General features: G+C 43.1%; 2 protein-coding genes. Both read left to right on the top strand.

Features of this window, described 5'->3' with window-relative positions:
• Nucleotides 1-13 precede the first annotated feature (13 nt).
• Nucleotides 14-124 carry a RodZ domain-containing protein gene (locus tag A3766_RS32625; RefSeq protein WP_082907076.1) on the top strand — a complete coding sequence of 37 codons (111 nt, stop codon included), beginning with the start codon at nucleotides 14-16 and terminating at the stop codon, nucleotides 122-124.
• Between the two features lie 49 nt (nucleotides 125-173).
• Nucleotides 174-622, top strand: a 449-nt coding sequence (locus tag A3766_RS08240; protein WP_197479437.1) for a flavodoxin-dependent (E)-4-hydroxy-3-methylbut-2-enyl-diphosphate synthase, incomplete at its 3' end; no start/stop codon positions are given.

Raw genomic sequence — 622 nt, 5'->3', positions numbered from 1 at the left:
AGCTCCTTTTACAATGGTGCTGGGCGATGCCAAACAGGTTCAGGTTGAGTTTGAAGGGAAGACGGTTGATTTGAAACCTCACACTGCCAAGAATGGCAGAGCTCAATTGACCTTAAGTCCATAATGCTAATGAATTGTTATGAGTGGCCTTCAACGGTCAAAGGATTAAATGAATGAAGTTTGAATCGCCTATAAAACGCAGAAAATCCAAGAAGATATGGGTTGGGGATGTAGCTGTCGGTGGCGATGCACCTGTTGCTGTGCAGAGTATGACCAATACTGAAACCTGTGATGTTGAAGCGACGGTAGCGCAAATAAAGGCATTGCAGGACGCAGGTGCTGATATCGTGCGTGTTTCAGTTCCTAGTATGGAAGCGGCAGAAGCATTCAAAGAAATAAAGAAGAAGACCTCTATTCCACTTGTTGCTGACATTCACTTTGACTACAAGATAGCCCTAAAAGTAGCCGAATACGGCGTGGATTGTCTGCGTATTAACCCTGGTAATATAGGTAAAGAGGACCGTATTAAAGCAGTAATTGACTGTGCTAAAGAGAAAAATATCCCGATTCGTATCGGAGTTAATGCGGGCTCATTAGAAAAAGATTTGCAAAAGAAGTATGG

This window comes from Oleiphilus sp. HI0132, assembly GCF_001635845.1.
The sequence above is the reverse complement of the archived record's forward strand: the minus strand, read 5'-3'. Positions and strand labels throughout refer to the sequence as shown.

What these genes read in the sequence shown, in the direction of transcription:
- A3766_RS32625 (WP_082907076.1), top strand. Translation starts at nt 14, where the DNA reads ATGGTGCTGGGCGATGCCAAACAGGTTCAGGTTGAGTTTGAAGGGAAG.